Genomic DNA, 25,929 nt, shown 5'->3' with positions numbered 1-25,929 from the left:
GCCCGTCATCGAGGAGAAGACGTGATCAAGCAAATCTTGCGTGTGCGGGCGCTGCAACTGGCGGGCGCCGCGGCTGCCGCGGCAGCGGTGGTGATGGGTTGTGGGGGCGGATCCGGCAACGGCGAGGCGCAGCAGGCCGCGCTGGTCGCCCAGGGAAAGCAGATCTTTCGCTTCGACACCTTCGGCGACGAGGCGTTCTGGACCGACACGTTGAGGATGCACGAGGTCATCAGCGCCGCGGTCGATCCGGTGACGGCGCTTTCGGTGGGCTTGAAGGTCGATGCCGAAGCATTGCCCGCGGCCGTGGTCGACGGCATCAGGAACGGCAGCGTCGATCTCAACAGTCCCGCCACCACCATCGCCTTGCTCAAGCTGGATGCCGTGATTGGCGTCAAGGGCACCGTACAGACCGTGGGCGGCAAAGACGCGTTGGTTCGCGTCGGCATCACCTGCGCGCTGTGCCACTCGACTGTCGACAACTCGTTTGCGCCCGGCATAGGCAAGCGGCTGGACGGCTGGGCGAATCGTGACCTGAATCCGGGCGCCATCATCGCCTTGTCGCCGGCGCTGACCTCGGCCATGAAGGCCGTGTACAACTCGTGGGGAAAAGGCAAGTTCGACCCGCGCCACAACATCGACGGCCGCAACAAGCCGGTCGTGATTCCACCGGCCTTTGGGCTCGACGGCATCCACCGCATCACCTTCACCGGTGACGGCGAGGAGCTGGCCTACTGGAACCGCTATGTCGCGGTGGCCGAAATGGGTGGGCTGGGCAGTTTTGTCGAGCCGCGCCTGAACCTGGCGATCACGAACGGAACGGTGGACCTCGTCACCAGCAAGTTGCCCGCGCTGCAGGCCTACCAGTTGACGCTCAAGGCGCCGGCTCCGCCTCCCGGCAGCTTTGACGCAGCGGCGGCGGCGCGCGGCAAGCTGGTCTTCGAAGGGGCGGGAAAATGCGCGAGCTGCCACACCGGCACCAGTTTCACGGATGCCAATTCCATGCTGCATCCGCCCGGCGATTCGATGGCCGAGCCCGAGACCCCCAGCTATGCGTCGCGCTCGGCCACCAAGCAGTACCGCACCTCGCCGCTGCGTGGCGTCTGGCAGCATGCGCCGTATTTCCATGATGGCTCGGCGGCCACCCTGGACGACGTCGCACAAACCTACACCACCAGGAAGTCCCTTGGCTTGAGCGCACAGGAAGTGAGCGACCTGGCGCACTACCTCCGGTCGCTGTAGCCTTGGTGGATGGCTAGCGTTCGATCAGGAAGCGCGTGACCCGCGGCGGTTCCTCGCCGATGTGAAACGCCAGCTTGCGGTCGCGCAGCTGCACGTCGGCGGCCGTGACGCGGTCGAAGCGGCGCAGGTGCTCGGTCCACGATTCGTCGGTAACCTGTTCGACGACGCGGGCCGGGTCGTACAGGTCCTGCAGTACCTGCCACTCCAGCGCACCCTGGCTGATGCGGCTGCGACGGCTTTCCTGCATCAGCTCCATGAACTCGGCCGTTCGCGCCGGGTCGATGCGGTATTCGATGTTGACCTGGATGCGGCCCGGCCTGGGCGGCACCTGCGCCTGCGGCACCTTGAAGACGTTGGAAGGCGTCAGGTCCTCCTCGATGCCGCGGTCGACCACCAGGCGCTGGGCCAGGGCCATCAACACGACGCTGGACACCGCGGCGGTCGCCAGCGCGTCGTGGATGCCGGTCCAGGTGGCGACCTGCCCCCAGAGCGCGGCGCCGGCTGCGGTGGAGCCCATCAGGGCCATCTGGTAGATAGACATGCCGCGGGCGCGCACCCAGTCGGGCAAGGCCATCTGGGCCGCCACCGTGAGCGAGTTGGCCACGGTGATCCAGGCCATGCCGCCCATCATCATGCCGGGAACGGCCACGTAGATGTTGGGCGCGAAGGCGACTATCAGCGTCGCTGCGGATTGCAAGGCCGTGCCCGTGAACAGCAGCGTTTGCAGCGGCATCAGCTTGCGCAGGCGTTGCATCTGGAGAGCGGCGACGATGGCGCCCGCGCCCATCGACGCCAGCAGCACGGTGAAGGTGCCGGCCTGCCCGCCCGGCAGGCTGCGCGCGACCAGGGGCAGCAGTGCCAGCAGGGCGGTGGAGTGCAGGAAAAAGAGCGAGATGCGCAGCAGCACGGCGCGCAGGCGCCCCGACTGCCAGACGTACTGGATGCCGACCCGCATGGCGCTGGCCAGCCGCTCGCGGCCCAGCGGGCTTTCCTTGTGCTCGCGGCGCCAGCGCATGACGATCACACCGGCGGAGATCGACAGCACCGCATTGAGCGCGAAGACCCAGGCGCTGCCCGCGCTGGCGATCACGGCCCCGGCAACCAGCGGCCCGATGATGCGCGAAGCGTTCATCGACACGCCATTGAGTGCCAGCGCGGCGGGGAGTTGCGGGCGCGGCACCAGCTCGGGCACGATGGCCGCGAACACCGGCCAGCGCATGGCCAGCCCCACGCCGTTGCAGAAGGTCAGCGCCAGCAGCAGCGGCGCCGTCATCCAGCCCATCATCACGATGAGGCAGGTCACCGTGGCGATGCCGGCCACCCAGAATTGCGTGAGCATGAGGAAGCGCCGGCGGTCCAGGATGTCGGCCAGTGCGCCGCTGGGCAGGCCCAGCAGGAATACCGGCAGCGTGGAGGCCGATTGCACCAGCGCCACCCACAGCGGCGAGGGCGCCAGCGAGGTCATGAGCCAGGCGCCGGCCACGTCGTTCATCCACATGGTGGTGTTGGCGGCCAGCCAGGTGAACCACAGCATGCGAAACACCGGGTTGCTCAGCGGCGCCAGCGCCGAAGGCGATTCGTCGGCGGCCCGGACGGCCGCGGTTTCGGGGGGAGGATGCTCCGGCATGTTCGCTGTGCGCCCTAGAAACGGCGCTCCAGCACCATCTGGTCGTTGTCGCGCTTCATCTGGAAGCGGGTGAGGAAACTGTTGCCCAGCAGGATGTAGGGCATGGGATGGGGCGTCACCAGGGCCTCCACGTTGTGCACCTCCACGTCGCCGATGCGTACCGATGCGAGTGTCATGTGCCAGGCGGTCACCGTTCCGTTGGCGGTGCCGGCGTAGCCCTGCTGGCCGGTCTTGTAGTTCAGTCCCAGGCGTTCCGCATCCGACACGCCCATGCCGACCAGGGTGGCGCCCGTGTCCACCATGAACTGTACGGCGCGGCCGTTGATGGCGCCTTGCGTCAGGAAGTGCCCGCCGCTGGCGGCCGTCAAGACGATCTTGGAGCCGCGATTGGAGCTGACGTTGCCTCCCACGCTGGCCGGCGCGTCGCCCACCCGCAGGGTGTGGCGCTTGCCGTTGATCTCCAAGGTTGCCTGGTCGCCGGACGTCGAAACGACCTTCACGCCCTGGTGCGTGTCGCCGGGCGCCACCGACCTGGGGGCCGAGCCATCGACGATCAGCAGCGCCTTGTTGCCCAGCATGCCTTGCAGCGCCACCGACTGCGCGCCGGCGGCCAGACAGGCAAGCAACGCCGCACCTGCGACCAGGAACTGAATCGGCTTAATCACGGAAATTGTCGAAGGACAGCGGGACGTCGTCGATTTCCTTGCGGATCAGGGCCATGGCGGCCTGCAGGTCGTCGCGCTTGGCGCCGGTGATGCGCACCGCGTCGCCCTGGATCGCGGCCTGCACCTTGAGCTTGCTGTCCTTGATGAGCCGCGTAATCTTCTTGGCCTGTTCGGTCTCGATGCCGTTGCGCACCTTCAGCACCTGCTTGACCTTGTCGCCGCCGATCTTCTGCATTTCTCCCTTGTCCAGGAAGCGCACGTCGACGTTGCGCTTGACCAGTTTGGCCGTGAGGATGTCTTCCACCTGGCTGAGCTGGAACTGGGCGTCGCCGAAAAGCGTGATCTCCTTGTCCTTGAGTTCGAGGGCGGCGGACGTGCCCTTGAAGTCGAAACGCGTGCCGATTTCCTTGGCGGCGTTTTCGACGGCGTTCTTCACTTCCACCATGTTCGGTTCGCAGACTGTGTCAAATGACGGCATGGGCTCCCCCAGAGCTCTTTGTGCTGATGCGACAATTCTCCCATGATCGTGGAGCAAAACGTACCGCTGCAGGCGCACAACAGCTTTGGCATCGTCGCCAAGGCCCGGACGCTGGTGCGGGTGCGTTCCGAAGCCGACGTCCAGCAGGTGCTGGCGCACCCGGAGTACGGCTCCATCCCCAAGTTCATCCTGGGCGGCGGCAGCAACATCGTGCTCACGGGCGACGTCAGGCCGCTGGTGCTCAAGGTCGAGGTTGCCGGCCGCCGCCTGATCGAGGACGGCCCGCGGGCCCAGGTGGTGGAGGCCGGTGCCGGGGAAAATTGGCACGAATTCCTTACCTGGACGCTGGACCAGGGCTGCCCCGGCCTGGAAAACCTGGCCCTCATTCCCGGAACGGTGGGGGCCTCCCCGGTGCAGAACATCGGCGCCTACGGGGTGGAATTGCAGGACCGGTTCGAGTCGCTGGATGCGATCGACCTGTTCACCGGCAAGACCTTCAGCCTGGACGCAGCCCAATGCGCCTTCGGCTACCGCGACTCGGTCTTCAAGCACATCGCGGCCAAGGAGGGTGATTTCGGCCTGGGCGGCCGGGCCATGATCCTGCGTGTGCGGTTTCGCCTGCCCAAGCCCTGGAAGCCGGTGCTGGGCTACCTGGACCTCGAGCGCAAGATGCAGGAATCGGGGACCCGCCAGCCCACGGCGCGGCAGATCTACGACTGGATTTGTGCCATCCGCAGCGCCAAACTGCCCGATCCGAGGGTGATCGGCAACGCCGGCAGCTTCTTCAAGAACCCAACCGTGACGCCCGAGCAGTGCCAGGACATCATTGCCCGCGAGCCCAACATCGTCCATTACCCCATGCCCGACGGCAGCGTGAAACTGGCGGCCGGCTGGCTGATCGACGCCTGCGGCTGGAAGGGCAAATCGGTGGGAAACGCCGGCGTCTACGAAAAGCAGGCCCTGGTGCTGGTCAATCGCGGCGGCGCCACCGGCGGCGAGGTGGTGACGCTGGCGCGGGCCATCCAGACCAGCGTGTACGAGCGCTTCGGCATCCGCCTGGAACCCGAGCCGGTGGTCGTCTAGGCCCAGGGTGTCGGTCTTGGCCTACGCGCCGGGGCAGGCAAAAGCGCCATAGTTCGCCCGGATGACCCGGCGATTCCACAGAACGAGACAGGCCGCCTCCGTCGCTTTGGCCGCCCTCGTGATCGCCGCCGCGGCGATCGCCCAGGAGCCTTCCTTTGCCATCGACGTGCGCGCGCCCTCATCGGTGCGCCCGCTGCTGGAGCAGCATCTGGAACTGCGGCGTTACCGCGAAGTCACCGACCTGGACGATGCCGAACTGGCCCGCCTGATCGTGCTGGCCGAACGAAATGTGCGCGAACTGGTGGGCACGCTGGGCTTTTTCGATCCGCGCATCGCCATCCGGCGCGAGCAAGACGCCGCCGGCAAGCCGGTCATCGTGGTCGAAGTGGAGCCTGGCGAAGCGACCCAGGTGGCGAGCGTGAAGATCGAATTCGAAGGCGACATAGCGCAGACCACCGATAGTGGCGCCGTCACCCAGCGCGAGGAAATCCGCAGCGGCTGGCGCCTGCCGACCGGCCACCGCTTCACCCAGGACGACTGGGACCGGGCCAAGACCAACGCGCTGCGGCAGCTGGTGATGCGCCGCTATCCCGCCGGCCGCGTGAGCTACAGCCTGGCGGACATCGATGCGCCGGCAGGCCGGGCCGAGCTGGGATTGCGGCTCGATTCCGGCCCGCTGTTCCGCCTGGGCTCGATGCAGATAAGCGGCATCGAGCGCTATGACTCCAGGCTGGTGCCCCGGCTGGCGCGGCTGCCGCCGGGGAGCCTGTACGACCAGGAGGCGATCGTGCAGGCCCAGTTGCGGCTGTCGGGCAGCGGCTACTACGAGTCGGCGTTCATCTTCGTCGACCCCGAGGGCGACCCCAAGGCCGCGCCGGTGCAGGTTACCGTGCGCGAGACCCCGCTGCACAAGGTCGTGCTGGGCCTGGGCGTGTCCACGGACAGCGGGGTGCGCGCTTCGGCCGAGTACCGCAACAACCGGGTGCCCGGCATCGGCTGGCGCGCGGTGACCAAGCTGCAGCTGGAGCGCAAGTCGCCATTCGTGGAAACGGAATGGACGGCCATTCCCGGCGAAGACGGTTGGCGCTGGGGCGTACTGGCCCGCGCCGAGCGCGTGGACGACGGCGTGCTGCTGACACATGGCCAGCGGTTGAGAGTGGGCCGCAGCTGGGCCGGCGATCACATCGAGCGCAACGTCTACGCCCAGTACGACCGGGCCACCGTCAAAGTGCAACCCGGCGCGCCCGCCACCGTGCTGGACACGGGTGACGGGACGGCCGTGAGCGCCAATTACGTATGGAAAGGGCGGTACTTCGACAAGACGCCGTTTCCCTCCAGCGGCTTCGGCCTCGGGTTCGAGTTGGGAGGCGGCCTGACGCTGACCGGCAGCAAGAGCCCGTTCCAGCGCACCGTGGTGCGCTGGCTGGGCGTTCGCCCGCTGGCGCAGGGCCGGTTGCAGCTGCGAACCGAAGCGGGCGCGGTGCTGGCGCGTTCGACTGCGCGGGTTCCCTCGACCCAGCTGTTTCGCACCGGCGGAGACACCACGGTGCGCGGCTACGGCTACCGCGATATCGGCGTCGAGCTCCCGAGCGGATTGATTGCACCCGGCCGCTACATGGTGGTCGGCAGCGCCGAATGGCAGCGGCCCATCCAGCGTGCCGGTGTCGAAACCAATTGGGAGAGCGCGCTGTTCGTGGATGGGGGGGCGGTGGCCAACCGAGTGGGCGACCTGCGGCCCGTCTTTGGCGCCGGTGCGGGCGTGCGCTGGAAAAGTCCCCTGGGCCCGTTGCAGGCCGACCTGGCTTATGGCTTCAAGGCCAAGCGGGTCCGGCTGCACATGAACATAGGGGTCACGTTTTGAAGTCGCGTGCCGCCCGGGCCTTGAAGGGCCTGGCCGCCTTGGTGGCCGGGCTGGCAGTGCTGCTGGTGCTGGCGGCCGCGGGGCTGTGGTGGTGGGCCGGAACCGAGGGCTCGGTTGACTGGACGCTGAGGCAGCTCGCGCGCTGGCAACAGGTCACGGCCGAAGGTGTGCAGGGCAGCTTGCGTTCCGGCATGCAGGCCAAGCGGCTGCTGTGGGAAGCGGAAGGGCTCAAGGTCGAAGCCACCGACGTTCAGCTGGCCTGGCAACCCATGGCGCTGATCGTGGGCGTGGTGCAGCTCGACCATGCACGCGCGTCGACGCTACGGATCGAGGATCGGCGCCCGCCCAAGCCGCGAGTTGTCCCGGTGTCTCTGCTGATTCCGCTGCGAGTCACGATCGACGAAGCGAAGTTGGGCCAAGTGAAATGGGTGGCGGCCGCCAACTCATTCGAAGCCTCGGACGTCGCCGGCAGCTACAGCTTCAACGGCTTGCAGCACCAGGTGAAGCTGGACAGCCTGCGCTGGGCGGGGGGGCGCTACTCGGGGCAGGCGAGCGTGGGGGCGCTGGGCGCACTGCCGGTCGATGCGGCGCTGGAGGGGCGCTTCGAAACGCCGGTGCCGGGCAGCGCGAAGAAGCTCCCGCTGGTCTTCACGGCGACGCTGCGCGGGCCGATCGCCGATCTCCAGGCCCGCGCCTTGCTCGAAGGACAGACGGCTTCGCCCAGCGGCACTGCGCTTGCGACGGCCACCGCGCGCGTGACGCCTTGGGCGCTGCAGCCGGTGCCGCAGGCGCAGGCCGATTTTCGCCAGCTGGATCTGGGCGCGTTGTGGCCGCAGGCGCCCCGCACCAGCCTGGCCGGCCAGGTGCGGCTGCAGCCGGCAGGCACGGGAACCTGGGTGCTCAACACCGAATTCATGAACGAGCAGCCAGGACCCTGGGACAAGCAGCGGCTCCCGATCGAGCGGCTGAGCGCCAGCGGCGAATGGCGGCAGTCGGGACAGGCGCTGGTGCGCAGCCTGCAAGCGCGCGTTGGCGGCGGCAGCATCCAGGGCAGCGGGCAGTGGCAGGGCGCGAGCGGCTGGGCGATGGAAAGCAAGTTGACGGGCGTCAATCCCGCCGCGGTGCACAGTCTGATGGCGCCGCTGGCGGTGGGCGGGCGCGCCGACCTGAAAGGCGAAGGCAAGGCCGTCGCGTTCGACGTCGACCTGAAGGCCCAGGGCGCTGGGTCGAAGCGGTCGCCTGCTGCGGCGAACGAGCTGGCCGCGACCGTTCGAGCGCTCGAGCTGCGCGAGGCCATGGCCCGCGGCCGTTGGGCCGATGGCTTGTTGTCGCTGGCCGTGCTCGAGGTCCGCACGGCCGATGCGACGCTGACGGCCTCGGGCGAGGTGCGCCCCGATGCGCGCGCAGGCAGCGGCCGTGCCGACCTGCAGGCGCCTGGCCTGCAGGCGAAGGCGCAAGGCAAGCTGGCGGAAAGCAGCGGCGGTGGAACCCTCAATGCGTCGGCCACTAACCTGGCCCAGGCGCTGCGCTGGCTGGCGCGCCTGCCCGGCGTGCCTGAGGGCTTGCGCGAAATGCAGGCCGCCGGCCGTGCCGAGGCGCAGCTGGCGTGGCAGGGCGGTTGGCGCGATCCCGCCGTGCAAGCCAATCTGGCCGTGCCATTGCTCGATCTGCGCACCGGCGCCGCCGCGCCCTGGAGCGTGCGCGATGCCACTGCCACGGTGAACGGGCGGCTGAGCGATGCCCGGCTGGAAGCGCGCGGACGGGCGGAACAGGGCCAGCGCCGCGTGAGCCTGGATCTGTCGGGGCAGGGTGGTCGGCGCTCGCAAGCACCGGCCGTGTGGCAGGGACAGCTGGCGGCACTCAGGCTGTCCGCCAGTGATCCGGCAACGGGTACAGGTACCTGGACGCTGGGCCTGCAACGGGCCGTCGGTATGCGCTGGTCCACCGGCAGCTTCGACGCGGGAGCAGGCGAGGCCTTGCTCACCGCGCCGGCGCGCGCTCAAGCGGGCCGCGCTGCGGCAAGCGATCCCCCGGCCGTGCTGGCCTGGGAGCCCGTGCGCTGGCGCACCGGCGAACTGCGCACGGCGGGCCGTGTGACCGGGCTGCCCCTGGCCTGGATCGAATTCGTCGGCGGGCCGCAGCTGGCCGGCTCGGCCTTGTCGGGCGACATGGTGTTCGACGCGCAGTGGGACGCCAGCCTGGGCGCCACGCCGCGCTTGCGCGCTTCGCTGGCGCGCAGCCGCGGCGATGTCACGGTGCTGGCTGAAACGGCGGACGGCGCCTCGACGCGGGTGCGGGCGGGCGTGCGCGATGCGCGGCTGTCACTCGTGAGCGAGGGCGAGGCGGTGACAGCGACGTTGCGTTGGGACAGCGAACGCGGCGGCACGGCCGATGGCCAGCTGGCCACGCGGCTCGCGCGCGGCGGCGCCGCCGGCTGGTACTGGCCGGACAACGCGCCCTTGTCGGGCGGGCTGCGCGCGCAGCTGCCGCGAATAGGCGTGTGGTCATTGCTCGCGCCGCCCGGTTGGCGCCTGCGCGGATCCCTGGGCGCAAATGTTTCCGTCGCCGGAACGAGAGCGGATCCGCAGCTGGGAGGCACGCTCGCCGCCGACGATCTGGCGCTGCGGTCGGTCGTGGATGGCATCGAGTTGCAAGGCGGCCGCCTGCGCGCGCATCTCGACGGCCGCCGGCTGCTCATTGACGAGTTCCTGCTGCGCGGCCCGGGCCCGGCCGGAACCGGCGGCAGCCTGGTGGCCAGCGGGGAGGGCAGTTGGACAGCCAATGGCCCGCAGGCGCAAATGACGGCGCAGGTGGATCGCCTGCGCGCCAGCAACCGCTCGGATCGCCAAGTCACCGTTTCGGGCACGGTGGCGGCGAAGCACGACGCCTCCGGCACCGTGGTGAACGGCAACCTGAAGGTGGACCGGGCCTTGGTCATCCTGCCCGAACAGAACACGCCGAAACTGGGTGACGACGTGGCCGTGCGTGGCGCCGCGGGTCCGGTCACGCAGACCGAAGCGAAGGCATCGGAACAGGCGGCGCGGCCGCCGGCCCGGAAGCTTGTGCTGGCCGCTGAGCTCGACCTCGGCGACGAATTCCGCGTCCAGGGCCTCGGCATAGACACGCGCCTGCGTGGCAGCCTGGCGCTTTCCGGTCAGTCGATCACGGCTCCGCGCCTGGTCGGGACCATCCGCGCGGAGGGCGGCGAGTACCGTGCCTATGGCCAGCGCCTCGACATCGAGCGCGGCCTGGTGCGATTCACCGGGCCTATCGACAACCCGTCGCTGGATATTCTGGCGATCCGGCCCAACCTCGTGCAGCGCGTCGGCGTGCAGGTCACGGGGCGAGCGCTGGCTCCATTTGTCCGGCTGTACTCCGAGCCGGACCTGCCCGAAGCGGAAAAGCTTTCCTGGCTGGTGGTTGGCCGGCCTTCGGCCAGTGGCGGTGCCGAAGCGGCCTTGCTGCAGCAAGCCGGGATGGCGCTGCTTTCCAGCCGTGGCGGCGGCAGCAAGCGCGGGATCGCGGCGGCGCTCGGGCTGGACGAACTCTCGTTCAAGCGCGAAGGCAGCGACGGCCCGGCCATCACCCTGGGCAAGCGCTTCGGCCGCAACTTCTACGCTGCCTACGAGCGGTCGCTGTCCGGCGCACTGGGCACGCTGTACATCTTCTACGACCTCACGCGCCGGGTCACGGTGCGGGCCGAAACCGGCACGCGCACGGCCGTGGACCTGATCTTCACGTTCTCATTCGATTGAGCAGCTGGCCATCGGAGCCGGGCCGCTTGAACAGGGGCGAGGTGGCGCTGCTCATCGCCAGCTCGGAGGCAGCCGACAGCAGCGCAGGCCCGAGCTCCGACATGCGTTGAGCCGTGAGCCGCTGCAGCGGGCCGGCGATGGTGATGACGGCGACCGCGCCGCGGCCCTTGCGCAGCACCGGCGCGGCCATCGCGGTCATGCCCGGCGCGTACATCTCCACGATCATGCTGAAGCCGCGCTTGCGGTCTTCGTCGAGCACTTTCATCAGCGCCTTGAACGTGGTCGGCGCCTTCGGGCCGAAGTCGCGCGGGGCGCCGAAGCCCTGCTTCGCGACCAGTTCCGTGGCGCGTTCCTCCGACAGCGTCATCAGCCACGCATGCCCGCCGGCGCTGCACGACAGGCGAACATCGATTCCCATGTCGGGGTCGTAGCGCAGGCCGGAGCGCGCGCCTTGCGCCTTCGCCACGAAGGTGAGGCGGTCGCCATCGACCAATGCCAGCCTGACCAGCTCGCCCGAGGCGTCGGCGAGCCGGTCGATGATGGGCTGGGCGACATCGACGATGCCGGCCGCGCTGAGGAAGCCCAGGCCCAGGGCGGGCAGCTTGATGGTGAGGGCGTAGTCGCCAAGCTCGCGCAGCTGCCGCACGTAGCCGCAGCGCATGAGGTCGGCCAGCAGCCGGTGGCAGGCGCTGCGCGGAAGCTGCAGTTCGTCGGCCATCGCGACAAGGGCCGCCCCCTCCGGTTGCGAGGCCAGCAGCTCGAGGATGCGCATCGTTCTCTCGACGGTGCCCGAGGGCGCGGCGGCGTCTGGATTTGACATAGTGAAATGAAGTTCCGTCGTGGAATGGTGTTCTGACCGGCTTCCTATGATGCCCCAGCCGCGACTCCATGGTGGGATCGCGCTTCCATCCAAGGAGACATCCAGTGAAGACCCTCTTTCGCGGCGCCCTGCTCGGCACCGCCTTGGCTTTGGCGGCCGTTGCCGCCCCGGCGCAGGACGTCCAGGAACGCGTCATCAAGTTCGGCCACCTCAACAACACCGACCATCCCGTCAGCATGGGCGTCAAGCGCTTCGCCGAGCTGTTGGCCGCCAAGAGCGGCGGCAAGCTGAAAGTGCAGGAGTTCCCGTCCAACCAATTGGGCAACGAGCAGCAGCAGCAGTCCGCGCTGCAGGGCGGCGTGCAGGAAATGTCGGCGCCGGCGACCACGTCGCTGGCCGGCATCGTGAAGGAATTCGGCCTGGTCGACTTCCCGTTCTCGGTCGCGAATTTCGCGCAGGCCGATGCGCTGCTGGACGGGCCGCTGGGCCAGGCGCTGATCGCCAGGCTGCCGGAAAAGGGGCTGGTGGCCCTGGGCTACTGGGACCTGGGCTTTCGCAACGTCACCAACAGCAAGCGCGCGATCACGAAGGCCGAGGACCTGGACGGCCTGAAGATCCGCGTCATCCCCAACCCGGTGTTCCTGGAAACCTTCAAGGCGTTCAAGGCCAACCCGGTGCCGATGCCGTTTGCCGAGTTGTACGGCGCACTGGAGTCCAAGGCTGTCGACGGCCAGGAGAACCCTTTCTCGGTGATCCTCTCGAACAAGTTCTTCGAAGTGCAGAAGCACGTGAGCGCCACCAACCACGTGTACGCCGCCAACATCATGCTGGTCAGCAAGCGCTTCTGGGACCGCCTTTCGCCCGCGGAGCAGCGGATGATGCACGAGGCCGCCAACGAGTCGCGCGCCTACCAGCGCCAGGCCAGCCGCGCCGCCGCGCAGAAGGCCGTTGCCGAACTGCAGGCCAAGGGCATGCAGTTCAACGAAGTATCGCCGGCCGAGCAGGGCCGCATGCGCGAGATCGCCAAGCCGGTGACCGACAAGTTCGCCGCCAGCTACGACCCCGCCGTGGTCAAGCTGTACAACGACGAGTTGGCCCGGATCCGCAAATGAAAATCCTGGTATTGCACGGGCCGAACCTCAACCTGTTCGGCCGCAGGGAGCCCCACATCTACGGCACGACCACGCTGGCGGAGATCGACGGCCAGCTGGCCGCGCTGGCCGCGGAACTCGGGGTCGAACTCGAAACGCTGCAGTCCAACCATGAAGGCGACCTGATCGACTTCCTGCACCGGAACATCGACAGCGCGGCGGGCGCGCTGGTGAACCCGGCGGGGCTGACGCAGCACGGCGTGCCGCTGCACGACGCGATCAAGGCCATGCCGTTCCCGGTGCTCGAAGTCCACATGTCCAACATCGCGGCCCGGGAGCCCTGGCGCAGCCATTCGATCATTTCGCCGGCGGTGAAGGGCACGCTGCAGGGCCTGGGGCCGCTGTCGTATCTGCTCGGTCTGCGCGGCATCGTGGCGCTCGCGCAGCAAGCGGCCGCAGGCTAAGTGCGGTTTGAAGGGCGGTTGCGCCGGCCGGGCGCCGCCCTCTATACTTCATGAATGAACGAACTAGTACACGCGAAACGGGCGCGCGGCGCGGCGCCGGCGCGCAAGGAGACCGGGCGCACCAACGACCCGGAGCGGACCCAGGCGAACATCCTCGAAGTGGCGGAGGCCGAGTTCGGCGAGAAGGGGCTGGCCGGCGCGCGCATCGACGAGATCGCCGCCGCGACCCGCACCAGCAAGCGGATGATCTACTACTACTTCGGCAGCAAGGAAGGGCTCTACCTGGCCGTGCTCGAAGAGGCGTACCGGCGCGTGCGCGACATCGAGTCCGAGCTGCACCTGCAGGACCTGGAGCCGGAGCAGGCGCTGCGCCGCCTGGTCGCCTTCACCTTCGACCATCACCTGGCCCACGAGAGCTACATCCGCCTCGTGATGTCGGAGAACATCAACCGCGGCCAGTACCTGGCGCAGAGCCAGCGCATCCAGGAACTGAACGTGCCGGCGATCGAGGCGATCGGCAACCTCTACAAGCGCGGCATCGCAAGCGGCGCCTTCCGCAAGGGCCTGGACCCGGTGGACATCCACGCGTCGATCTCCGCGTTGAGTTTCTTCAACGTCTCCAACGCCCACACCTTCGGGCTCATCTTCAAGATCGACATGAAGTCGCGGGCCTACATCACGCACCGGCGCGACAACGTGGTCGAGATGATCGCGCGCTTCGTCCGCAAGATCTGATCCGCGCGGCGCGTGGAACCGGGACAACCTCGGGTTTTCCCTGGAAATAAAACTAACCAGTCCGTACAAAATACGGGGCAAGGAGACAGCGTGCTGCAAAAACTGATCGACGGCATCTGCCGACTTTTCTCGGTCCTGATGGTCGTGTGCCTGGGATTGATGGTCGTCATGGTGTTCGGCAACGTCGTGCTGCGCTACGGCTTCAACTCGGGCATCACCGTCTCGGAAGAACTGTCGCGCTGGCTTTTCGTGTGGATGACCTTCCTGGGCGCCGTCGTCGCCCTGCGATCGCACGGCCACCTGGGCACCGACACGCTGGTGTCGCGCCTGCCGGTGCGGGGCAAGAAGATCTGCCTGGGCGCGACGCACCTGATCATGCTCTACATGTGCTGGCTGATGGCCAAGGGCGGCTGGCAGCAGGCTGTCATCAACACCGGCACCACCAGCGCGGTGATGGAGGCCTCGATGGCCTGGTTCTTTGCCAGCGGCCTGGTCTTCGCCGTGCTCGGCGGGCTGATCATCGCGCACGACTTCTGGAAGCTGGTTTCCGGGCAGCTCGCCGATGACCAGCTGATCGGCATCGTCGAATCCGAGGAAGACGTGGCCGCCGCCGAGGCCGCGGCCCTCCAGAAAGCAGGGCGCGCATGACCATCACCATCTTCCTGGGTTCGCTGCTGGGCGCCATGGCGCTGGGCGTGCCGATTGCCTTCGCGCTGCTGGCGTGCGGCGCCGCGCTGATGTGGCACATGAACATGTTCGACGCGCAAATCCTGGCGCAGAACACGCTCGAAGGCGCCAACAGCTTCCCGCTGCTGGCCGTGCCCTTCTTCATGCTGGCCGGCGAGATCATGAACACCGGCGGGCTCTCGCGCCGCATCGTCCACCTGGCGATGACGCTGGTCGGGCATGTGCGCGGCGGCCTGGGCTACGTCGCGATCATCGCGGCGGCCCTCATGTCGGCGCTGTCCGGATCGGCCGTGGCCGACGCCGCGGCGCTGGCCGCTCTGCTGCTGCCGATGATGAACAAGGCCGGCTACGACAAGGCGCGCTCGGCGGGCCTGCTGGCGTCCGCCGCGGTGATGGGCCCCATCATCCCGCCCAGCATCGGCTTCGTCGTGTTCGGGGTCGCGGCCAACGTGTCCATCTCCAAGCTCTTCATCGCCGGCATCTTCCCCGGCATCCTGCTGGGCGCCTCGCTGTGGGTGACGTGGTGGTTCCTGGTGCGCAAGGAACGGACCGAGCCGCCGCCGCGCGCGACCCGGGGCGACGTCATCGCGGCCTTCAAGGACGCGACCTTCGCGCTGGGCCTGCCGCTGATCGTGATCGTCGGGCTGAAGTTCGGCGTCTTCACGCCCACAGAAGCGGCCGTGGTCGCCGCGGTCTATGCGCTGTTCGTCTCGATGGTGATCTACCGCGAGCTGAAACTCTCCCAACTCTACGGGCTGTTCCTGGCAGCGGCGCAGACCACGGCGGTGATCATGTTCCTGGTGGCCGCGGCGATGGTCTCGGCCTGGATGATCACGGTGGCCAACCTTCCCGCCGAGGTGGTGAAGCTGCTGCAACCGCTGCTGGACCAGCCGAAACTGCTGATGTTCGCCATCATGCTGCTGACCATGGTGGTGGGCACCGCCATGGACATGACGCCGACCATCCTGATCCTCACGCCGGTGCTGATGCCGCTGGTGAAGGCCGCCGGCATCGATCCGGTCTATTTCGGCGTGCTGTTCATGATCAACAACTCGATTGGGCTGATCACCCCGCCGGTCGGCACCATCCTCAGCACCGTGGCCGGCGTCGGCAAGATGAGCATGGACGAGGTGACCAAGGGCGTCTGGCCGTTCATGCTGGCCCAGTTCACGATGATGTTCCTGATGGTGCTCTTTCCCTCCCTGGTCACCGTGCCCGCCCGCTGGCTGTACGGCTGATCGCCGATCCAACTTACCCACTGGAGACAAGACCATGAAAAGACAATTCCTCAAGACGCTGCTCGCCGCTGCCGTGCTGGCCTCGTTCGGCCTCGCCCACGCCCAGACCAGGACCATCAAGTTCGCGAACCAGAACGCCAAGGGCCACCCGATCGTGAACGGGATGGAGAAGTTCGCCGAACTGGTCGAATCCCGCTCCGGCGGCAAGCTCAAGGTCACCGTATTCCCGGGCGGCGCGCTGGGCAGCGACCAGGCCAACATGTCGGCGCTGCAGGGCGGCGCGCTGGAGATGGCGTCCATGAACTCCGGCATCTTCGCCAGCGTGGTGAAGGACTTCGCCATCTACGACTTCCCCTTCCTCTTCGCCAACCCCAAGGAGGCGGACGCGGTGGTGGACGGTCCGTTCGGTAAGGCCCTGCACGCCAAGCTGGAAGACAAGGGCATGGTGGGCCTGGCCTACTACGAGCTGGGTTTCCGCAACATCACCAACAGCAAGCGCCCCATCGCCAAGGTGGAGGACATCGCCGGCCTCAAGCTGCGCGTCATCCCCAACCCCATCAACGTGGACTGGGTGAGCGCGCTGGGCGCCAACCCGACGCCGCTGCCCTTTCCCGAGCTGTACGCCGCGCTGGAGCAGAAGGCCGTGGACGGACAGGAGAACCCGGTCGCGACCATCCAGGGCGCCAAGCTCTACGAGGTTCAGAAGTACATGACGCTGACGAATCACCAGTACAACCCGCAGTCCGTCGTGATCAGCAAGAAGTTCTGGGACACGCTGTCGGCCGACGAGAAGAAGATCGTGCAGGACGCGGCCACCGAATCGGCGAAGTACGAGCGCGAGCAGTCGCGCGCCGCGGCCGGCACCATCCTGGAAAGCCTCAAGAAGAGCGGCATGCAGGTGACCGAGCTGCCCGCCGCGGAATTCGGCAAGCTGCGCGACAGGATGAAGCCGGTGATCGCCAAGCACTCGGCCAGCGTCGGCGAGGCCACGGTAAATTCGATGATGGCCGAGCTGGACAAGCTGCGCAAGTGAGCAGGGCCGCCGCCTGACCGTGAACAAGATGTCCCCGCAGATCGACGGCCAGACCGAGCTGATCGCCCACCTCGGCTTCCCGACGCATTCGTTCAAGGCGCCGATGATCTACAACCCCTATTTCGCGTCGATCGGCGTGAACGCGGTGGTGGTGCCGATGGCGTCCCGGCCCGAGTCTTTCGCGCAGGTCCTGCGCGGGCTGTTCACGCTGGAGAACATGCGCGGGGCGCTGATCACCATGCCGCACAAGGTGAGCGTGGTGGAACTGCTCGATGAAGCCACGCCCACCGTGAAGGTCGCGGGCGCGTGCAACGCGGTCAAGCGCCTGCCCGACGGCCGGCTCAGCGGCGAGCAGTTCGACGGCGAAGGCTTCGTGCGCGGCCTCAAGCGCAAGGGCCTGCGGCTGGCGGGCGCGCGGGCGCTGGTGGTCGGCTGCGGCGGCGTGGGCTGCGCCATCGCGGCGTCGCTCGCCGGCGCGGGCGTGGCCGAGATCTCCGTGTACGACGTGCAGCCCGGCGCGGCCGAGGGCCTGGCCGGGCGTCTGGGCACGCACTATCCGGCGGTGGCCGTGAGCTGCGGCCACAACGATCCGGCGGAGTTCGACCTGGTGGTCAACGCCACGCCGCTGGGCATGAATCCCGGCGATCCGCTACCGGTGGACGTGTCGCGGCTGGACTCGCGCACCTGGGTCGGCGAGGTGGTGATGAAGACCGAGACCACGGCGTTCCTGCAGGCCGCGAAGGCGCGCGGCTGCCCGGTACAGGTCGGCACCGACATGCTGTTCGAGATGATCCCGCCCTACCTCGAATTCTTCGGATTCCCGACGACCACCCCCGAGGCGCTGCGCTCGGTGGCCCGCCTGCAGTACTGAAAAAGAAGGCGACTCGAATGAGCGACCTGCTGCTTCATCCCGAACACGCGCGAGAGCCGATGCAGGCCTCGTTCAGCGACGAGGCCAACCCGCTGGGCCTGGACGGCGTCGAGTTCGTCGAGTACGCCACCTCCAAGCCGCAGGCGCTGGGCCATGTGCTGGAGATGATGGGGTTCCGGCCGGTGGCGCGGCACCGCTCGCGCGAGGTGCTGCTGTACCGCCAGGGTTCGCTCAACATCGTGGTGAACGCGCATCCGGTGAGCGGCGAGGATGCGCCGGCCCCCGACGAGGCCCCCGTGATCAGCGCGATCGCGCTGCGCGTGCGCGACGCGCGCGCCGCCTGGCGCTACGTGCTGGAGCGGGGCGGCTGGGAAGTGCCGGCGCATCCCGAGCCGATGGAGCTGAACATTCCCGCGATCCATGGCGTGGGCGGCAGCCGCATCTATTTCGTCGACCGCTACCGCGAGTTCTCGATCTACGACGTGGACTTCATCCCCATCCCGTCGGTGGACCCGGCGCCGCCTGCCGTCGCGGGCATCCATTTCTTCGGCATCGTCCAGTACATCGGCCTGGCGCGCAGCTACGACTGGATCGAGTTCTATTCCGAGCTGTTCGGCACCGAGACCATTCCGGACGCGCAGCGCTTCGGCATCATGCCCTCGGGCAAGCTGCTGCGGGCGCCGGCCCTGGCGCCCGCCAACTCGTTCATGCTGCAGCTCGTCGAGCCGGAGCTGGACGCGTTGGAGGAGTCCCGCGAGCACCTGCAGCGCATCGGCCTGGGCGTTCCTGACGTGCTGGCCGCCGTGCGGGCGCTGCGTGCGCGCGGCGTCGAATTCGTCGAGACCGAGGCAGCCCACACCGAGCGGCGCGGGGCCATCACCAAGACCTACCTGGGCAGCGTCGTGTTCGAGCTGGTGCACAGCGGCGGTGCCGCCGCGCAGGAAGCCGCATGAACGGTACCGCCGGCCATCACGACGCCCTGTTCGGCTTCGGCATGGACACCATCACGCTGGCCGGTCCGCTCGAGGCCAAGCTCGATGCCATGCAGGAGGCCGGCTTCAGCCAGGTGATGCTCAAAGCCAATGACCTGGTGGGGCACCCGCAGGGTTGGAAGGCCGCCGTGCGGGCAGTGCGCGCCAGCGGCCTGCGCGGCACCGGCTTCCAGGTGCTGCGCGATTTCGAGGGATTGAGCGGGCACCTGCACCGCTACAAGGTCGACATCGCCAAGACCATGCTGGAAATGTGCGCGGCCCTGGGCTGCGACGTGCTGCTGGCCTGTTCCTCGACGTCCACCCATGCCAGCGCCGACCTGGACGTGATCGCGCGCGACCTGCGCAAGCTCGCCATGCTGGCGGTGCCTTACGGCATCCGCATCGCGTACGAGGGGCTGTCGTGGGGCCGCACGGTCAACGAGTTCACGACCGCCTGGGACGCCGTCTGCCGCGCCGACAGCCCCAACCTCGGCGTCGGCCTGGATTCGTTCCATATCCTGGCGGCCAAGACCCCGCTGGCTGCCATCGCCGAGCTGGATCCGGCGAAGATCTTCCTGGTGCAGTTGTCGGACTTCATGTGGCAGGAGACCCGCACCTTCGAGGAGCGGATGGCCACCGCGCGCACCTTCCGCGTGTTCCCCGGCGAGGGCGTTCACACGCAGCAGCTGGTGGAAATGATGGCCAAGCTGGACGCGCTGGGCTATGCGGGCGACTACAGCTTCGAAGTTTTCAACGACGACTACGTGCAGATGCCGTTGCCGATGGTGGCGCAGCGCGCCCGCCGCTCGGCGCTGTGGCTGGCCGAGGACGTGCTGCGCCGCTCGGTGCCGCTGCCCAACCAGCTTCGGCTGCGCCGGCCGTCCCAGATTTCCTAACGCAATCCTGACACGGGCGGTGATACGCTGCCGTCCCATGAGCACCAACGTCTCCGAGAGGACAACGACGCCGACCGCGCGCGATTGGGCCATGGTGCTGTTGCTGCTCGCGGCAGCCACAGGCGTGGGGTTTCTTTTCGAGGGCCATGTATCACTGACCAGCCAGGCCATGTTCTATGTCCTGGCGGTGGTCATAGCGGCCTACAGCCTGCCCAGGGTGCCATCCTTGGTGTCCGCCTTCGGCGCGGTGACGGCTCTCAACTTTTTCTTCGTGCCGCCGCGGTGGACCTTCGAGGTCGAAAGCCAGGAACACCTGATTTCCCTCTTCGCCATGTTGACAGTGGCCCTGGTCATCAGCCACCTGGCTGCAGCCCTGCGGCGCGAGACGGCAGCTGCTCACCTGAACGAAGAACGGGCGCGCCAGCTCCAGGCGCTGGCGACGAATCTCGCCGACGTTTCAGACCCCGAGGTCGTCCTGGCAACGGGACGCGAGGCATTCGACGCCGCTTTTTCCGGCCCGTGCGTGATCGCCGGCTTCAACCGGCAAGGCGAGGTCGACTCGCCAGCCGGGCTGCGCGACGGGATGCTGTGTTGCATGCGGGAGGCCGCCACGCTGGGCCCCGGGACCGGCCGCTGGCCGGGACTCAATGCCTGGTACCTGCCGCTCGGCTACAAGGGGAAGATGCACGGGGCCGTTTGTGTCCAGAACATATCGGCGGCGGACCACAGCGGCCGCGAACACGCCCAGGCCCTTTGCACGCTGATAGCACAGGCACTTTTGCGCCTGCAGTTGACTCTATCCATGCAGGCGGCCCAGGAAGAATCCCAGCGCCACCATATTCAAAGCACTTTCCTGGCAGCAATTTCCCATGATTTGCGCACGCCCCTGGCGGCCATCGTGGGCGCCGCGTCATCGCTGCAGACGCAGCGGGACAAACTCAACCCGGCGGAGCAGGAGCGCCTTGTGGGCAGCATTCTCAGCGAAGCGATCTACCTCTCCACCCTCACCGAAAACACCCTTCAACTGGTGCGCCTGGGTAACGCCGGCGTGCTCAACCGCGATTGGGAATCCATGGAAGAAATCGTGGGGGCGGTGCTTGCCAGGGTCCGGCAGCGGGACCCTGCCCGGCGCATCAAGTCCAAGGTGCCGGCCCAGTTGCCTTTGATACTGGCCGACCCCGTGATGCTGGCGCAGCTGCTGGAAAATCTGCTGGACAACGCCTTGAAGTACAGCACCGACTCCATCGAGCTGGAGGTGTGCCGGAGCGGGCACGAGCTGCATGTCTGTGTCAAGGACCGCGGGCCTGGCATCGCCAAAGGCGAAGAGCTGAGGATTTTCGAGCCCTATCGGCGCAACGACTACTCCGGCACGCGGGGAGCCGGCCTCGGCCTGGCCGTGTGCCGTGCTATCGCGGATGCCCACGGCGGCACTTTGACGGTAGCATGTCGCAAGGGCGGGGGAAGCAGCTTCATGCTGACCCTGCCACTGGACCCGGCACCTCCCCAAGAACTGCCATGACTTTGCGTGTCCTCGTTGTAGAGGATGACCGCGAGATACGGTCGATGATGCAGTCCTCACTCGCCGTCGAGGGCTTCCAGGTCGCGACCGCCGTGTCGGTCAGCGAGGCCAAGGCGCTCTTGCACAACCTGCTGCCGGATGTCGTGGTGCTCGACCTGGGATTGCCGGATGGCGACGGCATCGAGCTCGTGCATGAGGTGCGCAAGCACCATTCACTTCCCATCCTGGTGGTCTCGGCCCGTCACCAGGAGTCGCAGAAGATCCAGCTTCTGGACGCCGGCGCCGACGACTACCTGATCAAACCATTCAGCGTCGGCGAACTGCTGGCACGGATCAGGGTAGCGCTGCGGCACCGGGGCACCGCAATCTCCCCGGCGCTCACCATCCACGAACTCGATGGTCTGCGGATCGACCTCAACTTGCGGCTGGTGCAGCTCGATGGCGTGCCCCTGCACCTGACCCCTACGGAATTCAAACTACTGGCGCGGCTGGTGCGCAACGCCGGCCGGGTCGTGACACACCGCCAGTTGCTGACAGACGTGTGGGGGCCCGATTTCTCCGACCACACGCACTACCTGCGGCTCTACATGGGCCAGCTCAGGGCCAAGATCGAGCGCGACCCTGCCGAGCCACGCCACCTGCTGACCGAGGCGGGTGTCGGCTACCGGCTTGCAGCCGATTGATGGGCGTCCTTATGCTTTCCTGATGCGTCCACGGGCAGACTGCGTTCGTGTTCATCTGTCAGTGAAAAGCAATGACAAATTCTTCCGGCGGGGAAACCCGCGCGGCACTCACGCTGGGTGCCCTGGGGGTCGTCTATGGAGACATAGGGACGAGCCCGCTCTACACCATGAAGGAGGTTTTCAGCCCCCACACCGGGATTCCCCTCGATGCCCAGCACCTCATAGGCGCGGTGTCCGTCATCTTCTGGGGGCTGATGATGGTGGTCACGCTGAAATATGTTCTGTTGATCCTTCGCGCCGACAACCGCGGTGAGGGAGGAATCATGGCCTTGACCGCGCTGGCCGCCAAGGCGGCCGGGACCACGCGGCGTCGGCGGATCGCCTTGCTTCTGGTGGGTGTTTTCGGCGCCGCGCTGTTCTACGGCGACAGCATCATCACCCCCGCGATATCCGTACTCAGCGCCGTGGAGGGACTGGAGGTGGCCACGCCCGCATTCAAGCCCTACGTATTGCCTATTTCGATCGCGGTCCTCATCGGCCTTTTCGCCGTGCAGCGATTCGGCACGGGGCTGGTGGGCAAGCTGTTCGGACCGGTTATAGCGATGTGGTTCGCCGTGCTTGCAGTGACCGGCATCGTCGAAATCGCGCAGCAGCCGGCCATCCTGGCGGCCCTTGACCCGCTGCAAGCACTGTCTTTCATGAGCGCGCAGGGCTGGCACATGTTCGTGGTCCTGGGCGCCATCGTCCTGGCCGTCACCGGGGCGGAAGCGCTGTATGCCGACCTGGGTCACTTCGGCAAACGCCCCATACAGCTTGCCTGGGCCGGGCTGGTCCTGCCCTCGCTGGCGCTGAACTACATGGGGCAAGGGGCGCTCCTGATGCGTGACCCGACGGCGCTGGCCAATCCATTCTTTCGACTGTTCCCGTCGGCCTGGCTCATTCCTGCGGTCGTACTGGCGACGGTGGCCACGGTGATCGCATCGCAGGCCGTCATCACGGGCGCCTTTTCGATGACCAAGCAGGCGATACAACTGGGGCTTTTGCCGCGAATGCACGTCCTGTACACATCGGCCAAGGAAATAGGCCAGATCTACATGCCGCTGGTCAACTGGACACTGTTGGCCGCCGTCTTGCTGGCCGTCGTGGGGTTCGGCAGCTCATCCGCCCTTGCATCGGCCTATGGCCTTGCCGTCACCGTCACCATGTTCACGACAACGCTGCTGACCTTTTTTGTGGTCCGGCACGCCTGGAAGTATCCGCTGCCGTTGGCGATTGGGGCAACGAGCGTCTTCCTGGCGCTCGACCTGCTCCTGGTCATTGCCTGTTCCCTGAAGTTCATGCAGGGCGGCTGGTTCCCGCTGGTGCTGGGCATCCTGGTTTTTTCCATCATGGCAAGCTGGAGACGCGGGCGCGAATTGCTTGTTGAAAGCATCGGCCAGGGAGACCCTGAGCTCGTTCCTTTCGTCGAGGCTCTCGTCGCCAACTCGGTTCATCGCGTTCCGAGAACGGCTGTTTACGCAGTCGCGTCTCCCCATACCGTGCCGCAGGCCCTGATGCACAACCTGAAGCACAACCAGGTCTTGCACGAACGCAACCTGATACTCACCGTGGTATTTCACGACGTACCGTGGATTTCGCCGGCCGAACGCGTAACCGTCGAGCCCTTGGCGGCAGGATTCTGGCGGATCCAGGTCAACTACGGCTTCAAGGACTCACCCGATATTCCAGCGGCCCTGGAACAATGCAGTTCGCACACGCTTCCCATCAACCTGTTCGAAACCTCGTATTTCCTCAGCCGTGAAATCGTTGTGCCGACGAAGGGGGCGGGGATGGCGGATTGGCGGGAAGGGCTGTTCGCCTTCATGTCCCGGAACGCAGGCAATATCGCGGACTTCCTGCGGCTTCCGAACAACTGCGTCATCGAGTTGGGAACGCGGATTCAGATCTGAGCCGCCCTCGTTTGGAGCTGCGCGTCTTCCGGAATCACCAACGCGTACCCGCGCTCTTTCAGCGCAATGATCACGTACTCCAGCACGCGCAACGAGTGCTCGCGGCCCTGGTGGAGGACGATGATCGCGCCGGGGCAGAGGTGGGGGAGGATGCGCGCGAGGATTTCCCGGGGGTCGGATCGCACGGCGTCGAAGCCGCGCGCGGTCCAGCCGATGAGGCGCATGCCGCGTCGGGCGAGGGTCGGGTGCACGGTGAAGTTCTTCATCCCCACCGGCGCGCGGAACCAGCGCGGCGCCGTGCCCGCGGCCGTGGCGATGGCGCGGTTGCAGGCGTCGATCTCGCTGGCCACGCGTCCCGGCGGCGAGCACCAGAAACTGCCCGACGGATGCGCGTGCGTGTGATTGGCCACCGTGTGGCCGCGCGTCAGCATCTCCTGAACGACGTCGATGTGCTGTTCGGCCAGGACGCCCTTCACGAAGAACGTGGCTTTGACGTCGTGCCGGTCGAACAGGTCCAGCACCGCGCGCGTGTCGTCCGTCGGACCGTCATCGATGGTCAGCCACACTTCGTTGCGCGACGTCGCGAAGTGCGTGATCACGGGCCCGAGCCACTGCACGTTCGGCCGCAGCGTGGGATAGAGCAGCAGCATGTGCGACAGTGCCACCAGTCCCGCGCCGGCCAGCGGCGCATGCGGCCAGAGAACGATCAGCGCCAGCGGCGCCGCGATCGCGAAGCCCAGGATCAAAGCTCGGATGAGAGACCTCTCGCGGCCTGCTCCATCATGAGATGCCGACGAGTGGTCGTGCGAACGCCGCAGGCCGTAGTGCGTCGGCTGGAGCGAATGGTCAGGCGTATGTCGTATGGCTCGATTCCTCATGGATCCCGGGTCAAGCCCGGGATGACGGCCCGTTAGCCAACCGGGTACTAGTCCTTGTCGTTACCCAGGCTCGGCAACGCCGCCCCGCCGCCGACGGAGAGCAACCCAGCCTTGGTATAGATACCCAGCTTCTCGCGCGTGTCCACGATGTCGAGATTGCGCATGGTGAGCTGGCCGATGCGGTCTTTCGGTGAGAAGCTCGACTCGCCCTTTTCCATGGTCAGCCGCTCCGGCTTGTAGGTGAGGTTGGGGGACTCGGTGTTGAGCAGCGAGTAGTCGTTGCCGCGGCGCAGTTCGACCGTGACTTCGCCGGTGACGGCGCGCGCGACCCAGCGCTGGGCCGATTCGCGCAGCATGATGGCCTGCGGGTCGAACCAGCGGCCCTGGTACAAGAGGCGCCCCAGCTTGCGGCCGTTGTCGCGGTACTGCTCGATGGTGTCCTCGTTATGGATGCCGGTCACCAGCCGCTCGTAGGCGATGAACAGCAGCGCCAGGCCCGGGGCCTCGTAGATGCCGCGGCTCTTGGCCTCGATGATGCGGTTCTCGATCTGGTCGCTCATGCCCAGGCCGTGGCGCCCGCCGATGCGGTTGGCTTCCAGGATCAGCTCGACCGGGTCGGCGAAGGTCTTGCCGTTCAGCGCGACCGGCTGGCCTTCCTCGAAGCGCACGGTGACTTCCTCGGCCTTCACGGCGACTTCGTCCTTCCAGAAGGCCACGCCCATGATCGGGTTGACGATCTTGATGCCGCTGTTCAGGTGTTCCAGGTCCTTGGCTTCATGCGTGGCGCCCAGCATGTTGGAGTCGGTGGAGTAGGCCTTCTCGGCCGACATCTTGTAGCCGAAGCCCGCTTTAGTCATGAACGCCGACATCTCGGAGCGGCCGCCCAGCTCGTCGATGAACAGCTGGTCCAGCCAGGGCTTGTAGATGCGCAGGTTGGGGTTGGTGAGCAGGCCGTAGCGGTAGAAGCGCTCGATGTCGTTGCCCTTGAAGGTGCTGCCGTCGCCCCAGATGTGGACGTCGTCTTCCTTCATGGCGGCCACCAGCATGGTGCCGGTCACGGCGCGGCCCAGTGGCGTGGTGTTGAAGTAGGTCGCGCCCGCGGTGGAGATGTGGAAGGCGCCGGCTTGCAGCGCCGCGATACCTTCATGCGCCAGTTGCAGGCGGCAGTCGACGAGGCGCGCCTTCTCGGCGCCGTACTGCATGGCCTTGCGCGGGATCTCGTCGTAGTCCGGCTCGTCGGGCTGGCCCAGGTTGGCGGTGTAGGCGTAGGGGATGGCGCCCTTCAGGCGCATCCAGTGCAGCGCGGCGCTGGTGTCCAGGCCGCCGGAAAAAGCGATGCCGACTTTCTGGCCGGTGGGAAGGTGCTCGAGGATGGTGCTCATGGCA

22 protein-coding genes are annotated in these 25,929 nt (G+C 67.2%); 16 read left to right on the top strand and 6 right to left on the bottom strand.

All coding sequences use genetic code 11. The features are described from left to right. Positions 1–21: 21 nt before the first annotated feature. Positions 22–1,239, top strand: coding sequence for a c-type cytochrome (locus HNE04_RS17095; RefSeq protein ID WP_328700353.1), 1,218 nt, complete (start codon positions 22–24; stop codon positions 1,237–1,239). Positions 1,240–1,252: 13 nt separating this feature from the next. On the opposite strand, the gene HNE04_RS17090 is transcribed toward HNE04_RS17095, so the two are convergent. The 3 genes from HNE04_RS17090 to HNE04_RS17080 form a co-directional block, all read right to left on the bottom strand. Continuing rightward, entirely contained in the window at positions 1,253–2,866 is a 1,614-nt protein-coding gene (locus tag HNE04_RS17090; protein ID WP_172221652.1) for an MFS transporter, read from the bottom strand. A 14-nt stretch (positions 2,867–2,880) separates the two neighbouring features. Next, the gene (locus tag HNE04_RS17085; RefSeq protein WP_172221877.1) at positions 2,881–3,444 is read right to left on the bottom strand and encodes a retropepsin-like aspartic protease family protein; all 564 of its coding nucleotides are present in this window, start codon (positions 3,442–3,444) and stop codon (positions 2,881–2,883) included. A 79-nt stretch (positions 3,445–3,523) separates the two neighbouring features. Further along, positions 3,524–4,009: a YajQ family cyclic di-GMP-binding protein gene (locus HNE04_RS17080; RefSeq protein WP_172221650.1), complete on the bottom strand. Its 486-nt coding sequence runs from the start codon at positions 4,007–4,009 to the stop codon at positions 3,524–3,526. Between the two features lie 42 nt (positions 4,010–4,051). Here HNE04_RS17080 and murB point away from each other — a divergent pair, with 42 nt between their 5' ends. The 3 genes from murB (at position 4,052) to HNE04_RS17065 (ending at position 10,708) form a co-directional block, all read left to right on the top strand. Then, positions 4,052–5,092: a UDP-N-acetylmuramate dehydrogenase gene (gene murB, locus HNE04_RS17075; RefSeq protein ID WP_172221648.1), complete on the top strand. Its 1,041-nt coding sequence runs from the start codon at positions 4,052–4,054 to the stop codon at positions 5,090–5,092. Positions 5,093–5,153: 61 nt separating this feature from the next. After that, a complete protein-coding gene (locus tag HNE04_RS17070) occupies positions 5,154–6,953 on the top strand; it encodes an autotransporter assembly complex protein TamA (protein ID WP_172221646.1) in 1,800 nt (599 codons plus the stop codon). Continuing rightward, entirely contained in the window at positions 6,950–10,708 is a 3,759-nt protein-coding gene (locus HNE04_RS17065) for a translocation/assembly module TamB domain-containing protein (RefSeq protein ID WP_172221644.1), read from the top strand. Before HNE04_RS17070 ends, HNE04_RS17065 begins: the two co-directional genes overlap by 4 nt. On the opposite strand, the gene HNE04_RS17060 is transcribed toward HNE04_RS17065, so the two are convergent. Then, the gene (locus HNE04_RS17060) at positions 10,689–11,528 is read right to left on the bottom strand and encodes an IclR family transcriptional regulator (protein WP_172221641.1); all 840 of its coding nucleotides are present in this window, start codon (positions 11,526–11,528) and stop codon (positions 10,689–10,691) included. The genes HNE04_RS17065 and HNE04_RS17060 overlap by 20 nt on opposite strands. Positions 11,529–11,632: 104 nt before the next feature. Between HNE04_RS17060 and HNE04_RS17055 the strand changes: the two genes are divergently transcribed. The 12 genes from HNE04_RS17055 to HNE04_RS17000 all read left to right on the top strand — a co-directional run bounded on the left by HNE04_RS17055 (position 11,633) and on the right by HNE04_RS17000 (position 23,665). Then, on the top strand, positions 11,633–12,640 hold the full coding sequence (locus tag HNE04_RS17055; protein ID WP_328700351.1) for a TRAP transporter substrate-binding protein: 1,008 nt from the start codon (positions 11,633–11,635) through the stop codon (positions 12,638–12,640). Beyond that, complete coding sequence (locus HNE04_RS17050; RefSeq protein ID WP_172221635.1) at positions 12,637–13,083, top strand: type II 3-dehydroquinate dehydratase; 447 nt, start codon at positions 12,637–12,639, stop codon at positions 13,081–13,083. The genes HNE04_RS17055 and HNE04_RS17050 overlap by 4 nt, the downstream gene beginning before the upstream one ends. 54 nt (positions 13,084–13,137) lie before the next feature. Then, positions 13,138–13,818 carry a TetR/AcrR family transcriptional regulator gene (locus HNE04_RS17045; protein ID WP_172221632.1) on the top strand — a complete coding sequence of 227 codons (681 nt, stop codon included), beginning with the start codon at positions 13,138–13,140 and terminating at the stop codon, positions 13,816–13,818. Positions 13,819–13,908: 90 nt separating this feature from the next. Beyond that, positions 13,909–14,466, top strand: a complete 558-nt coding sequence (locus tag HNE04_RS17040; RefSeq protein WP_172221629.1) for a TRAP transporter small permease — start codon at positions 13,909–13,911, stop codon at positions 14,464–14,466. Further along, the gene (locus tag HNE04_RS17035; protein WP_172221627.1) at positions 14,463–15,743 is read left to right on the top strand and encodes a TRAP transporter large permease subunit; all 1,281 of its coding nucleotides are present in this window, start codon (positions 14,463–14,465) and stop codon (positions 15,741–15,743) included. The genes HNE04_RS17040 and HNE04_RS17035 overlap by 4 nt, the downstream gene beginning before the upstream one ends. 34 nt (positions 15,744–15,777) lie before the next feature. Next, positions 15,778–16,776: a TRAP transporter substrate-binding protein gene (locus HNE04_RS17030; RefSeq protein ID WP_172221624.1), complete on the top strand. Its 999-nt coding sequence runs from the start codon at positions 15,778–15,780 to the stop codon at positions 16,774–16,776. Between the two features lie 28 nt (positions 16,777–16,804). Beyond that, positions 16,805–17,647, top strand: a complete 843-nt coding sequence (locus HNE04_RS17025) for a shikimate dehydrogenase family protein (protein ID WP_172221621.1) — start codon at positions 16,805–16,807, stop codon at positions 17,645–17,647. Positions 17,648–17,664: 17 nt separating this feature from the next. Then, a complete protein-coding gene (locus tag HNE04_RS17020; RefSeq protein WP_172221618.1) occupies positions 17,665–18,600 on the top strand; it encodes a VOC family protein in 936 nt (311 codons plus the stop codon). After that, the gene (locus tag HNE04_RS17015; protein WP_172221615.1) at positions 18,597–19,514 is read left to right on the top strand and encodes a sugar phosphate isomerase/epimerase family protein; all 918 of its coding nucleotides are present in this window, start codon (positions 18,597–18,599) and stop codon (positions 19,512–19,514) included. The genes HNE04_RS17020 and HNE04_RS17015 overlap by 4 nt, the downstream gene beginning before the upstream one ends. A gap of 37 nt (positions 19,515–19,551) precedes the next feature. After that, positions 19,552–21,033 carry an ATP-binding protein gene (locus HNE04_RS17010; RefSeq protein ID WP_172221612.1) on the top strand — a complete coding sequence of 494 codons (1,482 nt, stop codon included), beginning with the start codon at positions 19,552–19,554 and terminating at the stop codon, positions 21,031–21,033. Beyond that, complete coding sequence (locus tag HNE04_RS17005) at positions 21,030–21,716, top strand: response regulator (protein ID WP_172221609.1); 687 nt, start codon at positions 21,030–21,032, stop codon at positions 21,714–21,716. The genes HNE04_RS17010 and HNE04_RS17005 overlap by 4 nt, the downstream gene beginning before the upstream one ends. 71 nt (positions 21,717–21,787) lie before the next feature. Then, positions 21,788–23,665: a potassium transporter Kup gene (locus HNE04_RS17000; protein WP_172221606.1), complete on the top strand. Its 1,878-nt coding sequence runs from the start codon at positions 21,788–21,790 to the stop codon at positions 23,663–23,665. Here HNE04_RS17000 and HNE04_RS16995 read toward each other — a convergent pair. Beyond that, complete coding sequence (locus HNE04_RS16995) at positions 23,656–24,411, bottom strand: polysaccharide deacetylase family protein (protein WP_172221603.1); 756 nt, start codon at positions 24,409–24,411, stop codon at positions 23,656–23,658. The genes HNE04_RS17000 and HNE04_RS16995 overlap by 10 nt on opposite strands. A 179-nt stretch (positions 24,412–24,590) precedes the next feature. Then, positions 24,591–25,925, bottom strand: coding sequence for an argininosuccinate synthase (argG, locus tag HNE04_RS16990; RefSeq protein WP_172221601.1), 1,335 nt, complete (start codon positions 25,923–25,925; stop codon positions 24,591–24,593). Positions 25,926–25,929 lie beyond the last annotated feature (4 nt).

The organism is Caenimonas soli (assembly GCF_013155545.1).
Classification (GTDB): domain Bacteria; phylum Pseudomonadota; class Gammaproteobacteria; order Burkholderiales; family Burkholderiaceae_C; genus Ramlibacter; species Ramlibacter soli.
Note: the sequence above shows the minus strand (reverse complement) of the source record. Positions and strands in the feature narration are given on the sequence as shown.